This window comes from Streptomyces sp. NBC_00829 (assembly GCF_045161795.1).
Classification (GTDB): Bacteria; Actinomycetota; Actinomycetes; order Streptomycetales; family Streptomycetaceae; genus Streptomyces.
The window spans coordinates 8287989-8311155 of the sequence record NZ_CP108867.1; the positions used below are offsets into that span (position 1 = coordinate 8287989).

At 66.9% G+C, this 23167-nt stretch carries 23 protein-coding genes and 2 pseudogenes; 9 read left to right on the forward strand and 16 right to left on the reverse strand.

Going from position 1 to position 23167, the window contains the following annotated elements:
- Positions 1 to 78 precede the first annotated feature (78 nt).
- From OG293_RS36925 to OG293_RS36940, 4 genes are read right to left on the reverse strand one after another with little or no spacing between them, the layout of a single operon-like run.
- A complete protein-coding gene (locus OG293_RS36925; RefSeq protein WP_406003107.1) occupies positions 79 to 828 on the reverse strand; it encodes a type 1 glutamine amidotransferase in 750 nt (249 codons plus the stop codon).
- Complete coding sequence (locus OG293_RS36930; protein WP_406003108.1) at positions 825 to 1568, reverse strand: amino acid ABC transporter ATP-binding protein; 744 nt, start codon at positions 1566 to 1568, stop codon at positions 825 to 827. Before OG293_RS36930 ends, OG293_RS36925 begins: the two co-directional genes overlap by 4 nt.
- A gap of 1 nt (position 1569) precedes the next feature.
- The gene (locus tag OG293_RS36935) at positions 1570 to 2676 is read right to left on the reverse strand and encodes an amino acid ABC transporter permease (RefSeq protein ID WP_406003109.1); all 1107 of its coding nucleotides are present in this window, start codon (positions 2674 to 2676) and stop codon (positions 1570 to 1572) included.
- Positions 2673 to 3569, reverse strand: coding sequence for an ABC transporter substrate-binding protein (locus OG293_RS36940; RefSeq protein WP_406003110.1), 897 nt, complete (start codon positions 3567 to 3569; stop codon positions 2673 to 2675). The genes OG293_RS36935 and OG293_RS36940 overlap by 4 nt, the downstream gene beginning before the upstream one ends.
- A gap of 181 nt (positions 3570 to 3750) precedes the next feature.
- Between OG293_RS36940 and OG293_RS36945 the strand changes: the two genes are divergently transcribed.
- From OG293_RS36945 to OG293_RS36960, 4 genes are all read left to right on the forward strand, one after another.
- Positions 3751 to 4788 (forward strand): LacI family DNA-binding transcriptional regulator, encoded by a 1038-nt coding sequence (locus OG293_RS36945; RefSeq protein WP_406003111.1) that lies wholly within the window; start codon positions 3751 to 3753, stop codon positions 4786 to 4788.
- 502 nt (positions 4789 to 5290) lie between these two features.
- A complete protein-coding gene (locus OG293_RS36950; RefSeq protein ID WP_406003112.1) occupies positions 5291 to 5848 on the forward strand; it encodes a hypothetical protein in 558 nt (185 codons plus the stop codon).
- 492 nt (positions 5849 to 6340) lie between these two features.
- Positions 6341 to 6652, forward strand: a complete 312-nt coding sequence (locus OG293_RS36955; protein ID WP_406003113.1) for a transposase — start codon at positions 6341 to 6343, stop codon at positions 6650 to 6652.
- Positions 6649 to 7566: an IS3 family transposase gene (locus OG293_RS36960; protein ID WP_406003114.1), complete on the forward strand. Its 918-nt coding sequence runs from the start codon at positions 6649 to 6651 to the stop codon at positions 7564 to 7566. Before OG293_RS36955 ends, OG293_RS36960 begins: the two co-directional genes overlap by 4 nt.
- Positions 7567 to 7597: 31 nt before the next feature.
- On the opposite strand, the pseudogene OG293_RS36965 reads toward OG293_RS36960, so the two are convergent.
- From OG293_RS36965 to OG293_RS36990, 6 genes and pseudogenes are all read right to left on the reverse strand, one after another.
- Positions 7598 to 8224 (reverse strand): annotated as a pseudogene (locus OG293_RS36965) (transposase); the annotation flags it as partial.
- Between the two features lie 253 nt (positions 8225 to 8477).
- Entirely contained in the window at positions 8478 to 8825 is a 348-nt protein-coding gene (locus tag OG293_RS36970) for a group II intron maturase-specific domain-containing protein (protein ID WP_406003115.1), read from the reverse strand.
- 118 nt (positions 8826 to 8943) lie between these two features.
- Positions 8944 to 9240 carry a reverse transcriptase domain-containing protein gene (locus OG293_RS36975; RefSeq protein ID WP_406003826.1) on the reverse strand — a complete coding sequence of 99 codons (297 nt, stop codon included), beginning with the start codon at positions 9238 to 9240 and terminating at the stop codon, positions 8944 to 8946.
- Positions 9122 to 9907 carry a reverse transcriptase domain-containing protein gene (locus OG293_RS36980; RefSeq protein WP_406003116.1) on the reverse strand — a complete coding sequence of 262 codons (786 nt, stop codon included), beginning with the start codon at positions 9905 to 9907 and terminating at the stop codon, positions 9122 to 9124. The genes OG293_RS36975 and OG293_RS36980 overlap by 119 nt, the downstream gene beginning before the upstream one ends.
- 473 nt (positions 9908 to 10380) lie before the next feature.
- A complete protein-coding gene (locus OG293_RS36985) occupies positions 10381 to 12165 on the reverse strand; it encodes a reverse transcriptase domain-containing protein (RefSeq protein ID WP_406003117.1) in 1785 nt (594 codons plus the stop codon).
- Positions 12166 to 13014: 849 nt separating this feature from the next.
- On the reverse strand, positions 13015 to 13260 hold the full coding sequence (locus tag OG293_RS36990; protein WP_384833064.1) for a hypothetical protein: 246 nt from the start codon (positions 13258 to 13260) through the stop codon (positions 13015 to 13017).
- Between the two features lie 336 nt (positions 13261 to 13596).
- Between OG293_RS36990 and OG293_RS36995 the strand changes: the two genes are divergently transcribed.
- On the forward strand, positions 13597 to 13977 hold the full coding sequence (locus OG293_RS36995; RefSeq protein WP_406003118.1) for a hypothetical protein: 381 nt from the start codon (positions 13597 to 13599) through the stop codon (positions 13975 to 13977).
- Positions 13978 to 14017: 40 nt separating this feature from the next.
- Here OG293_RS36995 and OG293_RS37000 read toward each other — a convergent pair whose 3' ends face one another.
- The 6 genes and pseudogenes from OG293_RS37000 to OG293_RS37025 all read right to left on the reverse strand — a co-directional run bounded on the left by OG293_RS37000 (position 14018) and on the right by OG293_RS37025 (position 19671).
- On the reverse strand, positions 14018 to 14995 hold the full coding sequence (locus tag OG293_RS37000; protein WP_331752170.1) for a transposase family protein: 978 nt from the start codon (positions 14993 to 14995) through the stop codon (positions 14018 to 14020).
- 72 nt (positions 14996 to 15067) lie between these two features.
- Positions 15068 to 16264 (reverse strand): S8 family peptidase, encoded by a 1197-nt coding sequence (locus OG293_RS37005; RefSeq protein ID WP_406003119.1) that lies wholly within the window; start codon positions 16262 to 16264, stop codon positions 15068 to 15070.
- A 314-nt stretch (positions 16265 to 16578) separates the two neighbouring features.
- Positions 16579 to 17118: a transposase gene (locus OG293_RS37010; protein ID WP_406003827.1), complete on the reverse strand. Its 540-nt coding sequence runs from the start codon at positions 17116 to 17118 to the stop codon at positions 16579 to 16581.
- Positions 17019 to 17663 carry a hypothetical protein gene (locus OG293_RS37015; protein ID WP_406003870.1) on the reverse strand — a complete coding sequence of 215 codons (645 nt, stop codon included), beginning with the start codon at positions 17661 to 17663 and terminating at the stop codon, positions 17019 to 17021. The genes OG293_RS37010 and OG293_RS37015 overlap by 100 nt, the downstream gene beginning before the upstream one ends.
- 101 nt (positions 17664 to 17764) lie before the next feature.
- Positions 17765 to 18022, reverse strand: a pseudogene (locus tag OG293_RS37020) (transposase domain-containing protein); the annotation flags it as partial.
- A 116-nt stretch (positions 18023 to 18138) separates the two neighbouring features.
- Complete coding sequence (locus OG293_RS37025) at positions 18139 to 19671, reverse strand: aromatic amino acid ammonia-lyase (RefSeq protein ID WP_406003120.1); 1533 nt, start codon at positions 19669 to 19671, stop codon at positions 18139 to 18141.
- A 140-nt stretch (positions 19672 to 19811) separates the two neighbouring features.
- On the opposite strand from OG293_RS37025, the gene OG293_RS37030 reads away from it, so the two are divergent.
- The 4 genes from OG293_RS37030 to OG293_RS37045 are packed head-to-tail and all read left to right on the forward strand — an operon-like array spanning position 19812 to position 23112.
- The gene (locus tag OG293_RS37030) at positions 19812 to 20861 is read left to right on the forward strand and encodes an ABC transporter ATP-binding protein (protein ID WP_406003121.1); all 1050 of its coding nucleotides are present in this window, start codon (positions 19812 to 19814) and stop codon (positions 20859 to 20861) included.
- Positions 20858 to 21502 carry an ABC transporter permease gene (locus OG293_RS37035; RefSeq protein WP_406003122.1) on the forward strand — a complete coding sequence of 215 codons (645 nt, stop codon included), beginning with the start codon at positions 20858 to 20860 and terminating at the stop codon, positions 21500 to 21502. Before OG293_RS37030 ends, OG293_RS37035 begins: the two co-directional genes overlap by 4 nt.
- A 2-nt stretch (positions 21503 to 21504) precedes the next feature.
- Positions 21505 to 22167, forward strand: coding sequence for an ABC transporter permease (locus OG293_RS37040; protein WP_406003828.1), 663 nt, complete (start codon positions 21505 to 21507; stop codon positions 22165 to 22167).
- A 9-nt stretch (positions 22168 to 22176) separates the two neighbouring features.
- Positions 22177 to 23112, forward strand: a complete 936-nt coding sequence (locus OG293_RS37045) for an ABC transporter substrate-binding protein (protein ID WP_406003123.1) — start codon at positions 22177 to 22179, stop codon at positions 23110 to 23112.
- The last annotated feature ends 55 nt before the right edge of the window (positions 23113 to 23167 follow it).

Sequence of the window (23167 nt, forward strand, 5' to 3'; positions counted from 1 at the left end):
CAAACGCGGTCTCAAAACAACTGTCCGAGGATCGCAGGGCGCCTCATGCGCGGGGCCTTCGCGAGGTGAGCCGGATCCTCAAGCGCCGGACGGGCTGCGGGGCCGGCCCGCGTCACAGGACGTGACCACCGTCGCCCAGCGGTCGGTCAGGCCGCCCCAGAGTGCGCGCAGCGCCGGCTCGTCGTGGTCGACCGTGCGCACCACGTCGTCCGGGTCGAGGCCCAGCGCACGTACCGGGGTGTCGTCGGCGCGGCCCCAGTTCGCGATGTCCGCGGCCAGCACTTCCGGGTGGAACTGCACGCCCCAGACGTGGTCGCCCAGCCGGTACGCCTGGTGGGCGCAGCGTTCGCTGGTGAGGAGCCGGACCGCCCCGTCCGGGAGGGTCTCCGTCTCCTCCCAGTGCCACTGCACGGCACGCGGCTGTTCCTGCAGAGCGCCGAACAGGACGTCGTCCGCGCTTTCCTGAAATGGCGTCAGTTTTACGAGGCCGACCTCGGGACGGAGCGCGTGTCCGACCTTGCCGCCGCAGGCCACGGTGAGCAGTTCCATGCCCAGGCAGATCCCCAGCGTGGGAAGGTCCCGGGCCACGGCCTGCCAGAGCAGTTCCCGTACCTGCGGCAGCCAGGGCGCCCGTTCGTCCTCGCACGGGCCCATGGACCCGCCCAGAACCAGCAGCGCGTCATGGTTGTCCAGGCTGCCGGGCAGCGGGTCGCCCTGCCAGGGGCGCCGGAGATCGAGCCGCAGCCCCGCCTGTACGAGCCGTTCCCCCACCATCGCGGGTCCGGTGCCGTCCTCGTGCTCGACGACCAGGACCACCGGGGCGCTCACAGGCGTCCCGCCTTGACGATGCGGCGCAGGAAGGCCCGCGTCCGTTCCTCCTGCGGGTCGCCGAATATCTGCTCCGGCGGCCCTTCCTCCAGGAGTACGCCCTGGTGCAGGAAGCACACCTTGCTCGACACCTCCCGTGCGAAGCCCATCTCGTGGGTGGCCAGCAGCATGGTCATGCCTCCCTCTGCGAGTTCCCGGACAATGGCCAGGACTTCGGCGACGAGTTCGGGGTCGAGCGCCGAAGTGATCTCGTCGAGCAGCAGCGCACGCGGCCCGGTGGCCAGTGCACGCACGATGGCGACGCGTTGCTGCTGTCCGCCGGAGAGCCGGTCCGGCAGGCTGTCCGCCTTGTCGGCTAGGCCGACTCGTGCGAGCAGGCCACGGGCCTGCTCCTCGGCTTCTTCGCGCGGCAGGCCGCCCACCCGCATCGGCGCCAGTGCGACATTCCTCAGCACGCTCATGTGCGGGAAGAGATTGAAGTGCTGGAAGACCATGCCGACGTCACACCGCAGCTGGTCCACGTCGGTGCCGCGCCCGGACGAGACCTCGCCGCCCACCCGGATCTCGCCGCCGTTGATGTCCTCAAGGGCGTTGATGCAGCGCAGCAGGGTGGATTTGCCGCTGCCGGAGGCGCCGATCAGGGTCACCACCTGGTGCTGTTCGACGTCGAGGGAGATGCCGCGGAGGACAGGGTTTCCCCCGTAGCTCTTGTGAACCGCGTCTATTTCGATGAACGGCATGTCAGGCTCCCTTGCCGTGCCGGTGCTCACGGGCCACGAGCCGGTCGACCAGCCGGGCCTGCGGGATGGTGATGACGACGAAGAGCAGCGCGACCACGGTCACCGAGGAGAGGTTGAAGTGGTTAGACGCGTAGATCTTCGACTGGTTGAAAGCGTCGATCGTGCCGATGACGTTCACCAGAGCGGTGTCCTTCTGCAGGCTGATGAAGTCGTTGAGCAGCGGCGGCACGACGCGGCGGGTGGCCTGCGGCAGCACCACATGGCGCAGGGTGGCGCCCCGCGAGAGGCCGAGCGAGCGGGCGGCCGCGGACTGTCCGGGCGCGATGGACTCGATGCCGGCCCGGAACACCTCGGCGACATACGCCCCGTAGGTGAGGGTGAGGGCGAGGATCGCGAACCAGACCGGGCTGAGCGAGCTGAGCAGCGGCACCTCGGCCAGCGGAAGTCCGAAGCCGATCAGATAGATGATGATGATCGCCGGTACGGCCCGGAAGCCGTCGATGTAGGCGGTGGCGAGCAACCGCAGCGGACGGCCGACGCGGCCCGGTGCCATCCGGGCCAGGGCGAGCGCCAGTCCCCAGACAAGGATCAGCAGCTGCGCGACCACGGCGATGAAGAGGTTGGTGCCGAAGGCCGAGGCGATCTCCGAGAAGCTGAGGCCGATCACCTCGCCGTCGAAGAAGGTCCGCTGCACGGCCCGGTCGTTGGCCAGTACGAACCACGCCGCGCCGAGCACGCAGACCGCGACCAGGCACCAGCCGAGCACGGTCCAGGCGTCCTCGCGGGCTTCGGAGGAGTGGCGCCGCGCGTCGGCCCGGCGGTCCTCGGACCAGGCGGCCGCGGCCGCGCGTCCCGAGCGCAGTGCGCGCACGGCGGGCCGTAGCAGCGGCAGTACGGCGGCCGTCATGGCCAGCGCCCCGGCGACGGCCGTGATCCCGGTTCCGGGCAGGGCGTCGCGTACGGACCAGGCGGTGGCCGCGGTGAGGGCGACGACGGCGAGGATGCCGGCCGTCGCGGCCCATGCGAGGGGCAGGGACGGCGGGGGCTGTGTCGGGCTGATTGCCGCCCCGGTCCGCTTGGGTGTCAACAGGTCGGAAGAGAGGCTCACTTGGCGCTCCACTCGGGGATCGCGGCCGGGTCGCCGCCGAAGGCCCTGGTCAGATAGGTAGTGGAGAGGGCGTTCAGCGTGCCGTCCTTCTGCATCTCGGCGATGGCGCCGTTGATGGCCGGGGTGTTCTTGCTGCCCTTGGGGTAGAGCGCGCCGTACGACTCGCCCGTGGCGTACTGGCCGATCACGGCGAGCTTGCCCTTCGACTCCCTGGCCTTGCCGAGCACGATGGCGACATCGGTGAGGGCGGCGTCGATCTGGCCGGCCTGGAGTGCCGCCTGGAGCTCGACGTCACCGGCGAAGATCTTCGGGCTCTGCGTCGGCTTGAGGGTGTCGCGTACGAAGTCGGCGCCGGTGGTGCCCTGCTTGACGCCGAGCCGCTTGACGACGATGTCGTTCTCGGTGACGCCCGATCCGGCCTTCACCAGCACACCGATGTTGGAGTTGAAGTAGGGGGCGGAGAACTCCACCACCTTGCGCCGCTCCTCGGTGATGGATATCTCGGCGAGCGCCATGTCGAAGTCCCGGGACCTGCCCGCCACGAGGGCGTCGAAGGAGACATTCCGGACGGTGAGCTTGTCGAGGCCGGCGCGGTGAGCGATGTTCGCGGCCATGCAGTACTCGTAACCGTTGTCGATCTGCCGGACCGTGTCGCCGTTCCACCAGCCGGGGCTGGGCAGGTCGCCGACCACGGTGAAGGTGCCGTCCTGGACGGTGTCGAGCTTGATGGAGTCTCTCTTCCCGGTCACCTTGCAGTGGCCGTAGGTCCCCGAGCCCTTGGAATCGGTGGTGTGGGTGGTGGAGTCACCACCTCCGCCACCACCGCAGGCGGTGAGAGTCGCCATCAGCAAGGCGGCGAGTGCGGGCACTGCGGGCAGGCGGAAGTTGCGCATGGAGCGCTCCTCGGGGGTTGTTGTCCTGGGGTGTGCGCAACAGTGCACAAAACGTTTTGGGCGCGTCAATACTCGCAGCTCAAAGAAACCAAAACGTTTTATCGAGAGGGCTTGGACCGCGGGCTCCCTTCTGCCAGCCTTGACCCACGAACAGCGGACGGCACGGAGGGGACAGCACCTGATGAGCAGCGGGGGAACGGCACGAGGTCCGGCCGGGCGGCGGACCGGAATCCGCGATGTGGCCCGTGCCACGGGCCTGTCCATCACCACCGTCTCCCACGCCCTCAGTGGCAAGGGGAAGATCGCCAGCGCCACCCGCGACCGGGTGCTGCGCGCCGCCGAGGAACTCGGCTACCGACCGGATCCGGTCGCCCGCGGACTGGTCTCGGGACGCACCGGCATCCTCGGCCTGGCCGTCAGCCACATGACCGACAAACCCTGGGAGGGCACCTACCGGCCGTACTACGCGGCGCTCTCGTCAGGGGCCTCCATGGCCGCCGTCGAACGCGACTACGCACTCGTCGTCGTCCCCGGCGACCCGGTCTCGGGGCTGTGGGCACGGGTCCCGATGGACGGCCTGATCATCGTCGACCCGGTGCGCGAGGATCCGCTGCTGGCCGACTGCGCGCGCCGCGGCCTGACCGTGGTCACCGACGGGCGCCCCATCGACCCCGGTTACGAGCATGTGCCGACCGTCGAGAGTGATCTGAACCGCGGAATGGCCGACGTTCTCGGGCATCTGCGGGACGCTGGCGCGGGCCGTGTCGGACTGCTCTCCGGGCCCCAGCCGGATGCGTACACCCAGGACACCGAGCAGCTCTACCGCGAGTGGTGCGCGACGGCTGGGCAGGCCCCGCTGATCGAGTCCCCGGCCCCCTCGGAGGATCCGGTCGAAGCGGCGCTGCGCCTGCTGTCGCGCCCCGACCGCCCGGCTGCCGTCCACGGACTCAACGAGACCTACGGCCGGGCCCTGCTGGCCGCGGCCCGCCGACTGGGCCTGGACATCCCGCACGATCTCCTGGTCAGCGTAATGCGCGAAACGGACCAGTCGAGTACGGCGGAGGACTGGGACGTGCCCCTCACCACGCTCAGCCTGGACGCCCGGCAGCTGGGCTCGGAGGCGGTGGGCCTGCTGATCGACGTGCTCGACGGACGTCCGGTGCGCGATGTGCTGGTGCCGTGCACGGTGGTGGTACGGGCGTCGACGCGGCGCGACTGAGCGGTCGTCAACCCGGCGACGGCAATCACTCGTCCCGGCGATTGCCGCACCTTCCCCAGGCGCATGCCGGATGCCACTCATAGCGTCCCGCTCACGGCCAGCTCATCGCACGAGACCGCACCAGATCTTCCAGGACAACCCCGGCCTGTTCACCGGCACCTTCCGGCGACGAGACCGGATGAATGCCGCCGCGATCCTGCCCAGCCGCAAAGAGCCGGCCACCATCGTCGCCGTCACCGTCGATGCGGCCCTCGGCGACCCGGGGCGCCGAGGGCCCGTCGATCAGTACGGAGGCTATGTTGGCCACTCGCGCCGAGTTGACGGAGCGTGGTCATGCGGCTTTGAGCGGGCTGCTGTCGTGGGCCCCGCCGATGGACTACTCCAGCGGGGTGCAGGACCGGCCGCTGAGAAGCGGTAGGCGCCAGCTGAAGACCCAACGTCAGCCGGGAGAGCATTGCCGTCCCGGAGTTTAGGGGGCACCCACCCCATTCGTATCTCACGCGTGTGGAACGTGGGAAACCCCGCTGGGGTCCGCACGCGCAAGCGTCCGGTGGTCAAGCGCCTGAAGTCGTACGACGGGCCCGTGGGCATCGGCATCATTGAGGACGGCGACGGCATCACCGCCAGGGCCACCCTCTCGATGGGCGACACCACCGTCACCATGCGCCCGCTGGAGGGCGAGCTGCCCAAGCACAAGAGCCTGTTCCCGACGGAGTGCGACACCTCCGTCCAGGTAGACCGTGTCGCCCTTGTGCGGGCCGGGAAGAAGTGCCATGCCCTGATCAGGGCCAAGGGCGAGAACAACAGTCCTGTCGGCTTCGCGTGGGACGACGAGGACACCCTCACGCTCGCCCCGCGCATCGGCACCGCCGAAGACCAGGCCCGCACCAAGGGGATGACCATCCTGTCCACCATCACGCGTGGCAGTGCCGACGACATCCGGGGCAGCATCCTCTCCCTCAATCCGGTCTCGGGGTGCTCGCGCAACTGGTCAAGGGCAGGCGGGATCGGTGATGATGCGTCGGCAGGTACGGTCTTCCACTCGGATCACGGGGGATAGAGAACTCCATGATCTTGGAAGCCCGTGCCTGTCACCGTGCGGGCACCTCTCGCCTGGCAAATCGTCGCGAATCGGATGTCACGCGACTACGCTGAAGCCTTGGGCTGTAGGTGGGCAAGGTGTCCCTGTCTCAGCGGACATCATGCAGTCCAATTGGGGGGTCTGCTCGTATAGCTACGGCCAGGTGGTGAGTAGCGCTCCGCAGTCGGAAGAAAGCGCAGATCGGCCACAACGAACAAGGCTCTGAACTGTGCTGATGCCCTACCAGGTACGAACGGCGCCCCTATGCTCCCGATCCCGGGGCCCTTCGTGCCGTTGGCCGTCTATCACAGACTGCTGTCCCGCAGCTCCGTTACGTCATTGTCGTTGTGGGGAACTGTCGACCCGTCCCATCCTGAGGAAGACAGCAAGGTATATCGCCATTGAGGTTCCCCCGAGATGCGAAGGATGCTGACAGCGGGTCAGATGGGACTCATGAGAGGAACATCGACCATGGCTGCCCCCCCCCGGAAATACTCGCTGGAGTTGGGTGAGCGTGCGGTGCGGATGTATCGCACCACGGATCCGAAGCCGCAGATCAAGAAGCTGGCCGTCGACCTCGGCGTGCATCCCGAGGCCCTGCGCGGCTGGATCCGGCAGGCCGAGGCGGACGCCGGCGAGCGCGACGACCGGCTGACCACCGACGAACGCGCCGAGCTTGCCGCGCTGCGCAAGGAAAATGCCCAGCTCAAGCGGGCCAACGAGGTACTGCGGACGGCTTCGGCTTTTTTCGCGGCCCAGCTCGACCCGACCCGGCCCAGGTGACGGCGCTCGTCGACGAGCACCCGCACCTGGGGGTCGAGCCTGTCCTTCGGGAACTGCACATCCCCTCCTCGACGTACTACCGGTGGCGCCGGACGGAGAAGGAGCCGTGCGAACGGCGCCGCCGGGACGCGGAGCTGACCGAGCAGATCCGGCAGATCCATGCCGAATCCGGCGGCAACTACGGCTCGCCGCCCGTGCACGCCGTCCTCAAACGCGAGGGCGTCCACGTCGGCCGCAAGCGGGTAGAGCGGTTGATGCGTGAAGCCGACATCACGGGTGTGAGCCCACGCCGCAGGGGCTTCACACGCCGGGACCCGAAGGCCACCCTGGCACCTGACCTGGTGAACCGGAACTTCACCGCCAAGGCGCCGAACCGGTTGTGGGTCACCGACCTGACGATGATCTCCACCGCTGAGGGCCCGCTGTGGCTCTCGGCGATCCGCGACGCCTTCTCCCGCCGGGTGGTGGCCTGGGAGACCTCCGCCCGCGCGGACGCCGACCTGGTCCTGACCACGCTGGAGTACGCGCTCGCCAGTCGTGAGGTCGAGCCCGGAAAGCTCATTCATCATGCCGATCACGGCTGTCAGTACACATCTATCAAGCTCACAACCCGCCTGCTACGGGCTGGAGTTGAGGCATCCATGGGCTCTGTCGGGGACTCGTACGACAACGCCCTCGCGGAGAATTTGTGGATACTGATCAAGACCGAGTGCGTGCGGGGGCGAGTCTTCGCCACACGTGCCGAGGCGAACCTCGCGCTCTTCGAGTACATCGACGGCTTCTATAACTCCCGCCGCATCCAGGAACGGCTCGGCTACCTCAGTCCAATCGAGTTCGAGGAGAAGCACTACACCGAGCAGGTGACGACCGAACAAGCGAACCTGAACACCCGTCAACCCGCTCTGACCAGCTGATCAGCACCTCCCGCACAACGGGGGAACCTCAGACCCAGGCCAGGCGGGTGACGTCGTAGCCGGCGTCGCTGACGATCACGATGGCCGGGTCACCGGCCTGCCACTGGCCCGCGGCGATGAGCCGCTCCACGACACCCCGCAGTTGGGCGGCGGTGATCGCGGTCGCGTCGTCCGCCGGTCCGAGCCGGACTGCGTCCAGGATCGCGGTCCTGGCGCCCGGCTCCAGCACGGCGACGAAGGCGTAGGGCCAGCCCGGAATGAACTGCGACGCCGTCTTCGCGCGGCCGTAGACGTGGCAGAACAGTCGCTCTGCCGAGCACAGCGCGTCCGAACGAAGCCACGGCGACACATCGACCGCCAGGACCAGGCGCCCGCCGTCGAACCGCGGCAGCGGCAGTCCGGCCAGCACCGTCCGCAGCCGATCGACGTTGATCCGGCCGTGGTTCAGGCCGCCGTACATCGCTCCGTACCCACGACGATGCTCGGGCAACAGAGTCAGGTCCACCGGGGACTTCACCGCACCGTCCGCACACAACACCGCGTCCACCAGCTCGAACAGCTCATCGCGCCGAGCGGTCAAACACTCGTAGAACTCGCCCCGGAAGCGTGACGCTTCCGCGAGCGCTTCCCTCCGGACAGCATCAGGCAGCAGACTCACCCTCACGGCCTTCGTCTCGGTCACATGCACCTTGGTCGGAGCACATGATCAGACGAAGGCCGCCCCCACGTCCGGCGAATCCCCATGTGAGCGACCCAGTTCGAGACGCCCTTCGAGGGGGTGAAGTCGGCCCGGGGCGCGGTTCCGATCTTTCGACCGGCCCGTTTCCCCGGAGCCGCTTCCCGAACCGGGCATGCGACTTGGCACCGCACCCGGCTCTCCACAAGCCCCGAGGGCTTTGTGGTGGTTGTTCTCATCCCGTGGCGTCCCAGGGAGTGGGAATCGTCAGGCCCCGGTAGCGGTAGCGAGTGGTGCCTACCGTGATCGGGTTGAACAACTCCCGGGTCTCCCCGGTCCACCATGATCTACGGCAGCAGTAGCGGCGGAAGATCTTCCTCCGGCCCGTCTTGGGGTGCTTGCGCTGGACCCATCGCCATACCGTGTGCCACAGGTAGTTGCGCAGGTAGGAGAAGGTCGCGAAGGACACCCCGGGCCGGAAGTAGGCGCACCAGCCCCGCACTGCCGGATTGATCCGGACGAGCAGGGCGTCGAGCGGCTGGTTCGTGCCGACCTCCCGGCACAATGTCTTGACCTTGGCCATGACGGCCCGCAGGGCCTTCTTGGCCGGGTAGGTATAGACGTAGTGCCGGTTGGTGCCTGGTTTCCGGTGGCGCTGGATGTGCCAGCCGAGGAAGTCCAGGCCTGCTCGATATGGGTGATCAGAATCTTCTCCGGCGACAGGCGCAAGCCATCGTGGTGAGGACTTCCGCGATCTCTTCGCGTAGCGTTTCGGCGTCTGCCTTGGTGCCGTGAACCATCAGGCACCAGTCGTCCGCGTACCGGACCAGCCGGTAGTTGGGCAGACCTCGGCGTCGACGCCTCCGGCGCTCGTTGAGATCAGTTCCGGCGCCTCCCGACGCCTGGGCGATGTGCTCGTCCAGGACCGAGAGAGCGACGTTGCTGAGCAACGGCGAGAGGATCGAGCCCTGCGGGGTGCCGGTGTCGTTGTCCCGCAGCTGGCCGTCCTCGCTGAGGATGCCCGCTTTGAGGAACGCCTTCACCAGGGCCAGGACCCGTTTGTCCCCCGACGCGTGCCCGCACCCGCTCCATGAGAGCGGTGTGTGAGATCTCGTCGAAGCAGGCTTTGATGTCGCCTTCCACGATCCACTCGTACTTCTTGGACGTGAGTAGACGCACCTCGGCCACCGCGTCATGAGCCCGGCGGTTCGGGCGGAACCCGTAGGAACACGGGAGGAAATCCGCCTCGAAGATCGGCTCCAGCACCAGCTTCAAGGATGCCTGCACCACCCGGTCGGTGATCGTCGCGATCCCCAGACGGCGTAGCTTGCCGCCCGCCTTGGGGATCATCCGCTCCCGCACCGGCATGGGCTGGAAACTGCGGTCCTTGATCTGCGATCGCAGCACGTCGAGGAACTCCTCGACACCGACCCACAGCGCGATGGAGGACGCCGTGCGTCTGTCCACCCCGGCCGTGCGTGCACCCTTGTTACCCCGCACCCGATCCCAGGCCACCAGCAGGAAGCCGGGATCGGCAACGAGATTGAACAGGTCGTCGAACCTGCGATGAGGATCATCACGAGCCCAACGGTGCAGCTTGGTCTGGATCTTCAGTACCTGACGCTCCGCCTCATACAAGGCGCGCTCCAGCTCGTCGGTATTCACCGGCGACCCTCCCGACATTCCAGTACTTCGGCCACTGACTTGCTGGCCCCCTTTGCCCTGCGACCGGCTTTCCCGGTCTCCACGACGGGTCGTTGCTCCCGCGACTACTACGGGGCCTCCGCCCCACCCACGGCCATCAGTCGGCAACGGACCTGCCCACCACCGAACCGGCTGTCCGGTGGCTCGGGCGACCGCGGATGGTTCCCACGTTCACCACGCAATCGATCGGTCAGGGAGACGCCCAGCTCTACTCCGGCAGCATCGCCACACCTACGCCGCAGGCTTTCAACGTGGCCTCCCCACCGGAACAGGAAATCCGGCTTCGGAGTTGACCCACCCGTCCGAGGGCGAGCAGGTCACGCGCTGCATACACAAGGTAGGACACTGGCGAGGTGCCTGCTCAGCAGTTCCTTTTCCAGTGCCCCCCTTCCGAACCGGACGGACCCGTTTCCGAGTATCCGGCTCTCCAGTGACTATTCCGTGAATTCAGCGGTCAGTTGCCGAACATGGATTTCGTCGTGGCAAGCGACGCAGACTACAAGCGTCTTGCGTCGCTTTTTCGCCATGATTAGCGCCCATGCAGGCTGCGGCTGTCCCGGGGTTGCGAGGTCAGCGAGCTTGCGGACGTGATGCACGAGGACATCCGCCTGTTGCTCGCATAGTTCGCATCGCCGCGCCTGGAGCCGCAAAATCAGCTCCTTGCGGTGAGTGGTAGCCGGGCCTGGCCGACGGTCGTCAAGGACCGTTTTCTTCTGCCGCTTCAGAGGAATTCCGCCGAATCGTGCGACCAGTGGTTTCCTGCCGTCGCCTCGATCGGTGCTCACCTGTATGCAGACGCGTGGACCGTGCGGAGTGTCGATGGTGGCCTTGTATTTAGCCGCCATCTTCGGCACGGTCGAGTCGTACTTGCATGCAAGCGTTTTGAGCATCGAGGTCTGGGCGGTCCATAGCAGCCGGTTCAGTCGGTGGACGTCGCCGGCCATCAGGTAGTACTGGACATAACCTCTGTACTCGGCCCCGAACCTGCTGATGATTGAGTGATCATCGAGGTTTACCATCTGGGTCCGACGCGCGGGCTGTCCCCGCTCCATGTACGAGGCGCACTTGGCCTTGATCGCCGCCCTGGGCACACGCAGGCCGATTACACCGTTGACCGCTCTGCGGCCACCGGTGAACCTTTGCTGATTGTGCTGGACGGTTATCTCGTAGCCGAGGAATTTCGCCGCTCCGGTTCGCCCATGAGTAATGAGGGTCTTGTCCTCGGAGAGTTCCAGCTTGAGATCGTCGCGCAGGAACGCCGCGAGGCGTGCTTTGATTTCCTCTGCTTCGGCCTTCGGGCCGACGAACCCGAGCAAGTGATCGTCCGCGTACCTTACGTAGCGCAGCCGTCGGTAGCCAGGATCGTGAAGATCCTTGCTAGGAAGGCTGCGTAGCTGCTTACGCAGCTCCCGGACCGTAGCTCGGTCGCCACGGTAGCGGGCACGCGCGATTGCGTTGATCATCTGACGGTAGGCCGGATTGTTCTTCCGAACTACCCCTCGGGTGTATTCCGGTATCAGAACGGTCTCGACAAATTTATCCAACCTATCTAAATAGATATTGGATAGGACGGGGGACGCCACTCCGCCTTGCGGGGCTCCGCTAAGCGTGGCGTTCCATATCCAGTCCTCTAGGTATCCGACTTTTAGCATGTGACGCAACAGCCGAAGGAACCGGTTATCGTGAATCTTCTCGCCGAGAATCCCGAGCATGACGTCGTGATCGAGCGATCCGAAACAATCGGAGATGTCCCCTTCGATGAACCAGTTTGCCCCAGCCCAGGTATTGACAACTTCTGTCAGTGCCGTGTGGCACCCTCGGCCAGGGCGGAAACCGTGTGAACTGTCAGAGAATCGTGGTTCGTAATATGCCTCCAGAAGGAGGCGGATAACTTCGCCGACGAGCTTATCTGACCACGACGGCAAGCCTAGCGGTCTTTTCTTCCCATTTTTCTTCGGGATGTATGTCCGCTTCACGGGTTGGAATCGATAGCGCTCGTGGCGCAGCGCGTCGATAATGCGCTCAATCTTCCCCAGTGACATGCCGTCCACGGTCTCCCCATCGACCCCGGGAGTCATCGCTCCATGGTTGGAGTAAAGACGTCCGTAGGCCGTTAGATACAGATCGGGGTTGAACAACTGTCGATACAGTTCGTTGCACGGCAGGCCAGACCTACCGCGTTCACGGAGGACACCTATCACCGTTTCGGCGTTTTGCATTACGCAGACCTCCCGGTTTCTTGGTATCCGATCACCTGTGCTCCTTGGCCCTGTGGAACGGCTTTCCCGTCCTCCTTGGCAGGACGTTACCCCTGCGACTACTACGAGCACTCTGTCACCTTAGGGTTCGCACCCCTTAGGTGATCCCACGTTCGTCTCTGTCATACGGAATAGCGCGACTTAGGTGGCTCATTCATCTCCTTGAATGCCCTCACTGGGCATCGCTCCACACTCTGGAAGTTGTCTCGGTAGGGCCGGGATACTAAGACAGGGTGCGGCGCCGGTTTCAGACGTTTTTCCGGCGGACGGGATCTTGCGTCTTCTGGAGATTGAGCTTCAGGCAATTCAGCTTTCACCGTATCGCGCAGGTCCCTCAACGCGCCGCTCCATACGCCTGAACGCGACCGTTGATTTTCTGCCATGCTGTTGTTCCCTTTTCCTTTCGGATCCAGGTTAGGCATCGGACCTAGAAACGACCTTCCAAGTTTCTAGCGACTACGTCGGGAATATGACAGAGCGCCTCGTGGCGCAGCGGCCCGTATCCACCAGGTTTGAGCCGGCTCGCTGCTTACGGAGCTTCAACCACTGGTTCGCTTTCGCTACACCTTCTGACCTCGCTAGACGGGCCCGCACCGTCCGGTAGTCCCGGCACGTCCCGCCGTTGTCGGGGCTGCTTGCCACCCTCCCCGGCGTTCCCCGGGTCAGGCTGCCCCCAGCTTCACCAGGCCGCTGCGACGACCCGGCGGTGGTGGTCTTTCACCTCCACTCGATTGCATAGCGCCTCGTGGCGCACTCCTGTGACAACGAACCTCGAGCGAATTCCATACCAGCTTGATTGCTGCTGGCGCCCTACCAACCCATGTCCTTGGCCACCTCGGCCTGGGCTGCGGCGATCTCTTCGTCGGTGGACTCGATGACGTCCACCTCCTCCAAGCGTGCCAGCAGGTCCGCGAGAGCCTGCTTCTGAGCCGGGTGCGTGATCGGTACGGCGTTCAGGTCGGTGCTCATCAGCCAGTCGAACAGCACGATGGCGTCAGAACGCCACAGGCGGAGATCGACGGTTGGCGTTGACCCCCAGGGGAACCCAGTTTCCATGTGAGCATCTTGCCAGGTCAGCGCGCTATGGATCGTCACAGATCAATGGTCACGCGGCCGCCTGCCCAAACCTTCGGTGACGCAGCTTCACGCTCGCCCGTCAAACGTCGATGGTAATGATCAAGGCCCAGTTTCACAGGACGAGGCCGGTAGATAAAGAACAAGCCGAGTGCCTGTTTCTGAGCTGGGCATGACATGGCAGTCGGTTGGGTTTCGTCGTTTGCCCAGCTCAGAACTCGAACGGCAGGGTTTGAGCGGTGAGGTTGGCCGGTCGACGGGTGACGGCTGGCCTCGCTGGTGCGGATTGCCCGGTGGAGCCGTCGTGGTGGTGCGACAATGAGGCCGGTTCAGGGGCCCGGTGACCTCTTGGTGGGACTGCTGACCGTCAGTGCCGAGCTGGTCCGTCGGCGCCTGACCGGCGAGGACTTCGCCACAATCGCCCGCGAGCTGGACTACCCCGACGCCGCCGACGCTGCAGCGGACTTCGCCCAGGCACTCGCCGCCGAGCCGTTCGAGCCCGCCGTACGCCACGAAGCCGACCAGCGCGCGTTCGACGAACTCCAGCACGCCGTATGGGACTCGGCGACCGACGGCGACCTCGACGCCATCGCTACCGCGCGCCCTGATAAGGCGGTTGCCGCGCCCTGTGGGGGAGGGCACGGCGACTGCCCGCTCAGTGATGGGGCCGGTCGTTCTTACGGCCTCGGGGGAAATTGAGATCTGGGTGTGCTGGCCTGGCGGTTCGGCTGGGGGGTGATCAGCAGGCAGCGTCGCGGACGAGGACGAGCTCGGTGCTCGCCTGTCGGCGGGTGGCCCGCTGGGCGGATCGGTCGGAGACGAGGCCGGCGATCGCGAGGTGGGTCTCGGCGTAGGTGTCGCGCCGTCCGGTGAACCGGCGCAGGGGCGCCCACTGGCGGAGCTCGGCGTTGGTGTGCTCGACGCAGATCCGGGCCGAGGACTGGCGGCGCCTGGCCTCCTGCCAGGCGTACTTGTCGCCGTCGCACGCCTCGTCCGCGGGCTTCTTCGGCGGTGCGCTGACCTGGTCGGGGAACTCCTTGGCCAGCCCCTGGTACCCGGAGTCGACCCGGGCCTTGACCATGGGACGGGTCCGGAACTGCTCGGCGATGCCCTCGGTGCGTAGGGCGGTCTGATCGTGCATGCGGCCCGGCCGGACCGCGCCGGACAGCAGCATGCGGCCCTGGCCGTCGCTGAACGTGGTGGTCTTGATGGTGTTCTGCCTGCGCTTGCCGGAGACGAACGCCCGGCGGCCCGGGCGTCCCGCCTGAGGGCGGCGGACCTGGGTCTCGGCCCCGTCCATCCGCAGCTCGACGCCCTCGGCCTCGGCATAGGCGAAGACGTCCTCCAGGGTCTTCAGCCGCAGTCCCGCCCGGTCGGGTACGGCGAACCCGCGGGCCGCGAGGAGCGGACGGACCTCACGGATGGCCTCGGAGACGGTGGAGCGGTCCACGGCGAAGAGTTCGGCGAGGACCGCGTGCGGCAACTGGTGGCGCAGATGGACCAGGGTGACCAGCAACCGTTCGAAGAAGACCAGCTTCGGCTTGCGCCCAGCCCCTTCCGCCCGCCGGCGCGGGCCACCCCGTGCCGCACGCAACGCGGACTGGCGGGCCGCTTCCCACGGCCTGGCGAGTTCGGCGAACAACTCGCCGAAATGTGCGCGGGAGACACCGGACAGGGCAGGATGGGAACAGACCGCACGGGCCCAGGTCAGCTTCACAACTCACCCAACCCGTGCGGTCCTTCTCATGTCACGGCCCGACCGGGGCGATCACTATTTCCCCCAAGGCCGTTAGTCGACGACCTTCAGCAGCCTGTTGGGCGTGGCCGGGCCGGGGTTGGTGATCTTGTCGGCCGTGGCGCCTTCGGTCAGCGCCTTGGCAACCTCTTCCGGGTTGGCGTACTGGTGGTCGCCGAGGTAGACCGCCGCGGCGCCGGCCACGTGAGCCGCCGCCATGGAGGTGCCGGACCGGGTCTTGGTGCCCTCGTCGCTGTCCTTCCAGGCCGAGGTGATGTCGGTCCCTGGCGCGTAGATGTCCACGGACGGGCCGAAGTTGGAGGTGGCCGCGCGGGCGTCCATCTTGGTGGCGTTCGCCACGGTGATGGCCTCCTTGACGTGCGCCGGGGAGTACCAGCTCGCGTCCCTCCATTTGTTGCCCGCCGCGGTCACGACGGTGACGCCGGAGGCGACCGCCTTGCGGACGGCCGCGTCGACCGCCTGGTCGAGGGGACCCTCGGTGCTCATGTTGACGACCGAGGCGCCCCAGTGGTTCTTGGTGACCCAGTCGAGGGCCCCCACCTCCCGCTCGGAGTTGGTGAGGTCGTCGTTGCCGGTGACGCGGAGGGCGACGATCTTCGCCTTCTTGGCGACACCGTACGTGCTGCCGGCGATGGTGCCGGCGACATGGGTGCCGTGACCGAGGCCGTCGTCGGCGAAGGCGTCGTTGTCGACGAAGTCCCAGCCGTACGAGGCACGGCCGCCGAACTCCTTGTGGGAGATACGGACCCCGCTGTCGATCACGTACACCGTCACGCCCTCGCCGCCGCTGTCGGGGTACGTGTACTTCTTGTCGCCCTCGAAGTCGGCCTGGTCGATGCGGTCCAGGCCCCACGACGGCGGGTTGTCCTGGGTCGCGGCGAGGGAGAACTTCTTGTTCTGGACGACCTTGGCGACGGCCGGGTCGGCAGCCAGGCGCTTGGCCTCGGTCTCCGAAAGGCCGCTGGCGGAGAAGCCGTTGACGGCGGAGTTGTAGCTGCGCTGGAGCTTGCCGCCGTACTCCGAGGCCAGGTCCTTCTTGTCGGCCTTCTGATCGAGCATCACGATGTAGCTGCCGTCGATGGCGCCTTCGGCGTTCATGCCGTACACCGTGCCCTCGGCCGGAGTCGCCGCGCCGGCGAACGACGTAGTGAGTGTCACTCCAGCGGCTGCTGCCACGGCGGCCATCGCCGCGATCAGCTTGATTCTGCTCGCGCGCTTGTGAGTTGCCATGAAGAGGGAGCTCCTCGTCAACATGTGTGGGGGGATTGGGCCCCACGGACGGAAGATCTCCGGGGACTGGCTCGAAACCCTCACCGATTGACGCGCCCAGATCAAGACCCTCATGCAGCTGTGACTTGCTCGAAAGGGTCTCTTAAGGTTGAACCAGTCACCCCGCACAAATCCGACTTCCACCCTCAGTGCCTGCTTCTGAGCTGGGCATGACATGGTAGTCGGTCGGGTTTCGTCGTTTGCCCAGCTCAGAACTCGAATTCAGGGGCCCGGGGGTCTGTCAAACGAGCGGTGTAACTCGCAATGCCCCGCAGTTAAGGTCCTGACCTGCCTGTCAAGAGAGTCGTGGGTGGAGTGATCTTGGAGGTGATGGTCACCTTGCGCATGGGTTTGTCCCACTTGGATTTGTTGTAGGCGAAGGGAGAGATCGGCCGTTTGATGCGGCGGGGCCAGATCCGGGTTCGCCGTCGTGCCGGACCCAGCGCCCGCGGATGAAGAACTGCCGAGCGGATCCTGGGAGTTGGACGGGCGTCGTGTTCGGGCACTGTGCCGGTGGCGTTGATTACGGTGAGGCGTGCGGTCCGCAGGGTGACGGTCAAAGAGATGCGGTCGGGATCTATGCCGGTCTCGGCTGCGGCATCGGCAGCGATGCGCCGGGCCGCCTGATAGACAACAAGCATGCCGAAGAGCTCTTGCCTGATGCCGTCGACAGTGCGGGAACGCAGGATTCTGCCGCTGCCTCGCAGGGTGACCTTCAGGCCGTAGAAGGCCGTCTCGGCTTCCCAGCGTTCGTGGTAGAGGGTGATGAGTTCCTCTGCTGGGTAGGCATCGGGGTCCAGCAGCGTGGTGACCAGGCGGAGGGTGCCGGTCCTGGTGCTGCCGTCGGCACCGTCGCGGTTACGGTGGCATCGATCACCCGGACTGCGACCCCCTCGACCTGGGGTGGAACCGGGCGGGGATGACGGGCCCAGTACCGCAGCCGGTCCCGGCCGCGGACATCAGCGACCATGGACAGGTAGGAACCGTCCGGGAGCGTGTGGATCACGGCCAGGCTCCGGTTGTTCTGGATCCGCCACAGCAGATCAGCCCCGGTGGCCACCGCCTTGCACATCAGCGGATACCCGTCCGAGGCGCGATCGGCGAGCACCAGCATGCCCGGCCGGAGCGACCGACACAGCACGGCGTTCTGCTCGGGCTCCGGTGTGTCGTGCGGGCCGAAGACGACATCGATCAGCGCCCTCGTGCCGCACTCCACCAAAGCCGACAGCTTCAGTGCCGGATAGCTGCCCGGCCCATGACAGCTGATCTTCCGGCCGAAGAATCCAGCGGTCTCCGGGGTGTCCGCGATCTGCAGCCCGGTGCCGTCCCCCAGGCCACCGTCCGCAGCCCCCGCCACCACGCTCCGGAACAATCCGCCTTGGCCGCAGGCCCTTTCAGCCGGTCGAACAGGATGGCCAGCGGAGCTGACCCAACCCTCCTGCGGGCTTGACGCAACGCGGCCTCCGACGGCGCCACGTTCTCGCCGCCCAGGCTGGCGGTCAACGCGGCCCACACTCCCAGATAGCCTTCCGTGCCAAACAACGACAGCGCGAGTACGAAGTACACCGTGACCCGGGCAGGTAACTTGCGGGTCCGCCGCTGGACCCGCCGCGTCAGTTCGAGCGCCTCATCTACCAGGGCAGGTCGGATGATCTGCGTCAGCTCTCCGAGATGGCCAGCCGCGAACGCGCGAACCGACCCCCGTCCCGGTACGGGCATGCCAAACTCGATGAACAACGGGACTCCGTCAGAACAGAGGATCTTGGTCGACTCTCTGTCCTACGCGGAGTCCCGCCCTCATGTCCAGGCTTACCCGGAACCGCTTGACAGACAGGTCAGGACCTTAACTGCGGGGCATTGTCAATTACACCGGTGAGCGTACAGACCCGCGCCAAACGCGTGAACCGGTCGAGCAGCGCCGCCGCGGCCGTGACATCTTCGGTCAGCGGCCGGTCTGCCTGCTCCTCGTCGAGCACGGTCTCGGCCAGTTCGAAGGCCCTGCCCACCGGGAGGGCGGGCTCGGGCCGCAGTCCGCGCTGGCGCAACGCCCGTACGGCGGCGACGAGTTCGCAGCCGACGACGAGCCGGTACGCGCCCTGAGCACGCAGCGTCTGGCGCGCGGCCAGCGAGGCGAAGCTGGCCTGTTCCTCGACGCCCCGGGAGAGTACCGCGTGGCCGAGGGAGGCGGGCGCGGAGAACGCACGCAGATCGCCGAGGGCCGCGCCCGCGGCGTACTCCAGGATCATCACGCCGGAGCCGGCCGCCTCGGCGTCGGCGAGGAAGGGCCGCAGCCGGGTGAACGCGGGCTCGTTCAGGGCGGAGAGCCGTGAGGTGGAGAGCCGGGCGGTCTGGGTGATGGCGAGCCGGAAGTGGTCCAGGTCCAGGGCGAGTTGGGCCATGTAGAAGCCGCCGTGGTGGTAGGCGGCCATGTCGGATGGCTGTATCAGCGGGTTCTCGGCGGCTGCGTTGATCTCGACGGTGAGGGTGCGCTCCAGGGCGTCCGCCGCGTCCTGCGCGGGTCCGTGGATCTGGGGGAGGCAGCGGAAGCCGTAGGGGTCCTGGATGCGGCCGAGCGGCGGGGTGGGCCGCTCGGGGGCACCGAGCAGCTGCCGCATGCGGGCGGCGACGGCGTAGGTGCCGGGGTGGGGGCGGGCCGCGTGGACGGGTTCGGCGAACGCCTCGTAGGAGCCGTCGACGGCGAGGAGTGAGAGGGCGCCGACCAGTTCGGTGGCGGTGACGAGCGCGCGCAGCCCGTCGAGGGCGAGGGCGGCCTGGCCGAGGGTGAGTGCGTTGGAGCTGATCAGGGCGAGGGCGTCGTTGTTGTCGAGGGCCTGCGCCTCGGGGGGCGGACCGTCCTGCCAGGGGTGTTCGCCGGCGAGTGCGAGGCCCACCTGGGCGAGGGCGGCGATGTCTCCGGTACCGACCGAGCCGAATTCGTTGACGAGGGGGTGGGCCCCGCTCTCCAGCGCCTCGCACAGGGCGGTGACGACGCCGGGGCGCAGTCCGGCGCCTCCGGCGAGGAGCTGGTTGGCGCGGACGGCGAGCATGGCGCGGACCTCGCGGGCGGGCAGCGGCTCACCGATCGCCCCGGCGTGGGAGCGCAGGAGTCGCAGTCCGTGGTCGGCGGCGGCCTCGGTGGGGACGTTCTCGTTCCGGTTGGCGCCGACGCCGGTGGAGCGGCCGTAGACGCGGCCGGAGGCGGCGAGCTCGCGCGCGGCCTCCCATGCGGTCTCGACGCGCTTCATCGCCTCGGATCCGGGTACGGGCCGTGCCGTGCCGTCGGCCAGCCGGATGATGTCCGCGACCGGGAGGTTCTTCCCGTCAAGGGGCACGGTGTCAGCGCGCTGGTCCACCATTCGAGACGCCATTGGGATAGATCCTCCATTATGGGACGGTTCGTCCTGCCTGTCGGGTGTTTGTCGTAAGCGATTCACGCCGAAGCATTGACAACCTATTCAGCCAACGAGAACTCTGCATGACTATATGCAGGCCGGGCAAGGGACGATCGATGATCAAATTCGAAGCAGTGAACAAGTGTTTCCCCAACGGCACGACGGCAGTGAACGACCTCACCCTGGAGATGCCGGACGGCGGGATAACCGTCCTCGTCGGATCGTCGGGTTGCGGTAAGACCACCACGCTCCGCATGATCAACCGGATGGTCGAGCCGACTTCCGGCTCCATCCATGTGGGTGGGAAGGACGTCCTTCGGCAGGACGCCGCCGTACTGCGTCGGTCCATCGGGTATGTGATCCAGCAGTCCGGCCTGTTCCCGCACCGGACGATCCTCGACAACATCGCCACTGTGCCGCTGCTGTTGGGCTGGGGGCGCAAGAAGGCGCGGGCCCGGGCGGCGGAGCTGCTGGAGACGGTGGGTCTGTCACCGGAGGCCGGACGCCGTTATCCGCACCAGCTCTCCGGCGGCCAGCAGCAGCGCGTGGGGGTGGCCCGTGCGCTGGCGGCGGACCCGCCGGTACTGCTGATGGACGAGCCATTCGGCGCCGTCGACCCGGTGGTGCGCACCCAGCTCCAGGACGAACTACTCCGACTCCAGAAGGAGTTGGGCAAGACGATCGTGTTCGTCACGCACGACATCGATGAGGCGGTTCGCCTCGGCGACCGCATAGCCGTCTTCCGCACCGGCGGCCACCTCGTCCAGTGCGCGACCCCCACGGAACTGCTGGCCCGCCCCGCCGACAGCTTCGTGGCCGACTTCCTCGGCGCCGAGCGCGGGCTGAAACTGCTCTCGCTCTCCACGCTCACGGACGTCCCGCAGGGCCCCGCACCCGAAGGTGGCCGCTGGGAACTGGTCCTCGACGACGCACGCGCCCCGCTCGGCTGGCGCGACAAGCAGTCGGACCGGGCCGGGGACCTGCTCCCCGTACGCCCCCTGCGCGACACGGACTCGCTGCTCTCCGCGCTCAACGAGTCCGTCGCATCCCCCGCCGGCCTGGTCGCCCGGGTCGACGCCAACGGCGCGCTGACGGGCGTCACCTCGCACGAGGAGATCCACCAGCAGGCCGGATCGGCCCACTCCACCGCACGGGTGGTCGTATGAGCATCGACTGGTCGTGGATTTCCGACCACACGTCCGACCTCACGACTCTCGCTGTCTCCCACCTTCAGGCTGCCCTGACCGCCGTCCTGTTCGGGTTGCTGGTTTCGCTTCCGTTGGCTGTGCTGGCCCATCGGGTGCGCCCCCTGCGCGGATTCCTTCTGGGGCTGTCCAACGTCCTGTTCACCATTCCGTCGATCGCGGTGTTCGTGCTGCTCCTCCCTGTGTCCGGGCTGACGCGCACCACCACGGTCATCGGTCTGACGGTCTACACGCTGGTTGTCCTGCTCCGGAACACGGTGGAGGGCCTGGATTCGGTGCCGGTGAGGACGAAGGAGGCGGCGCGGGCGATGGGCACGCGCCCGGTGCGCATCCTGCTGACGGTCGAGTTGCCGCTGGCCCTGCCGGTGATCATGGCGGGTGTGCGCATCGCCACGGTCATGTCGATCTCGCTCGTCTCCGTGGCCACGTATATCGGTGACGGCGGACTGGGGCAGCTGTTCACCGACGGTTTCCAGCGCAACTTCCCCACCCCTGTGGTCGTGGGCGTCGTGCTGACCCTCCTGCTCGCGTTGATCGCGGACGCGTTGCTGGTCGCCGTCCAGTACGTCCTCACCCCGTGGACCAGGAAGGGCAGGGCCTAGAGATGTACGAGCTCTTCAAAAACCTCGGCTCGTGGCTGACCGGCAGCGAGCAGTGGACCGGCAGCGACGGGATCGCCCACCGGCTCACCGAACACCTTCAGTACTCACTTCTCGCCACCCTCATCGCCGCCGTGATCGCCCTGCCCGTCGGCCTGCTCATCGGACACACCGGCCGCGGCGCCTTCCTGGCCATCAACCTCTCCTCCTTCGGCCGGGCGCTGCCCACCGTCGGTCTCGTCGTCCTGGTCTTCCTGGCCAGCGGCCTGTCGATGACACCGGTGTATGTCGCGCTGGTCGCCCTCGCCGTCCCCTCGATCGTCACCAACACCTACGCGGGCATGGCCGCTGTCGACCCCGAAGTCAAAGACGCAGCCCGCGGCCAGGGCATGCGCGGCCACCAGGTCCTCCTCCAGGTCGAGATGCCGCTCGCTCTGCCGCTGATCATGACCGGGCTGCGGCTCGCGCTGATCCAGGTCGTGGCGACGGCCACCATCGCCGCCTACGTCAGCTTCGGCGGACTGGGCCGGTACGTCTTCGACGGCCTCGCCCAGCGCGACCTCGTCCAGGTCCTGGGCGGAGCCGTCCTCGTCGCCGTCGTCGCCGTCGTCCTCGACCTCGCGCTCGCAGCCCTCCAGCGCGTCCTGTTCAGCAACCGCCCCGCCTAAGGACACCCCATGAACCGACGCACGCTCCTCGGCGGCCTCCTCGCCGCAGCCTCTGTCCCCACACTCGCCGCCTGCAGCAGCGGCATCACCTCCCTCGAAAACGAAGGCGGTGATCTGTCAGGAAACGGCACCAGCAAAGACGGTGTCACCATCGGCACCGCCAACTTCACCGAGAACCAGATACTCGGCTACCTCTACGCAGCGGTGCTGGGCGCGGCCGGCGTGAAGACCAGAGTGCGCCCCAACCTGGGCACGCGCGAAATCCTCATCCCCGCCCTGCGCGGCGGGGACATCGACCTGCTGCCCGAGTACCAGGGAGCGCTTCTGCATTACCTCGACCCGAAAGCGGAGGCCACCGAGGAAGGCGAGATGCAAAATGCCCTCGCCATCGCCCTCCCCAGGGGGCTGCAGGTTCTCCCCTACGGCATGGCCGAGGATTCCGACGCCTTCGCCGTCACCCGCCAGACCTCCCAGAAGTACGGCCTCACAACCCTCGCCGACCTCGCCAGACACAACGGCAAGCTCATCATCGGCGCGGCCCCCGAGGTCAAGAAGCGCGTCGTCGGCGTGGTCGGCCTGAAAGACGAATACGGCGTGGAATTCAAGGAATTCAAGTCACTGGACTCCTCCGGACCACTGGTCAAGGGCGCACTCAAGAAGGGCAACGTGGATGTCGCCAACCTCTTCACCACCGACACCGACATCGCCGCCGAAGGCTGGGTAGTACTCGCCGACCCCAAGAACCTGATCCCCGGCCAGCACATCGTCCCCCTCATCGCCGACCGTAAAGCCGACTCGACCGTACGCAAAGCACTCGCCACACTCGGCACTACCCTCACCACCGAACAACTCACCGAACTCAACAGGCAAGTCGACAAAGACAAGAAAGACCCCGAAGACGTCGCCAACACCTGGGCCAAGAAGAACGGCCTCACGGGGAACTGACGCCGTCGGGGGGCAGGCCGTCGTCGTGTTCAGGGGTGGGGTCCGGCGTCGTTGC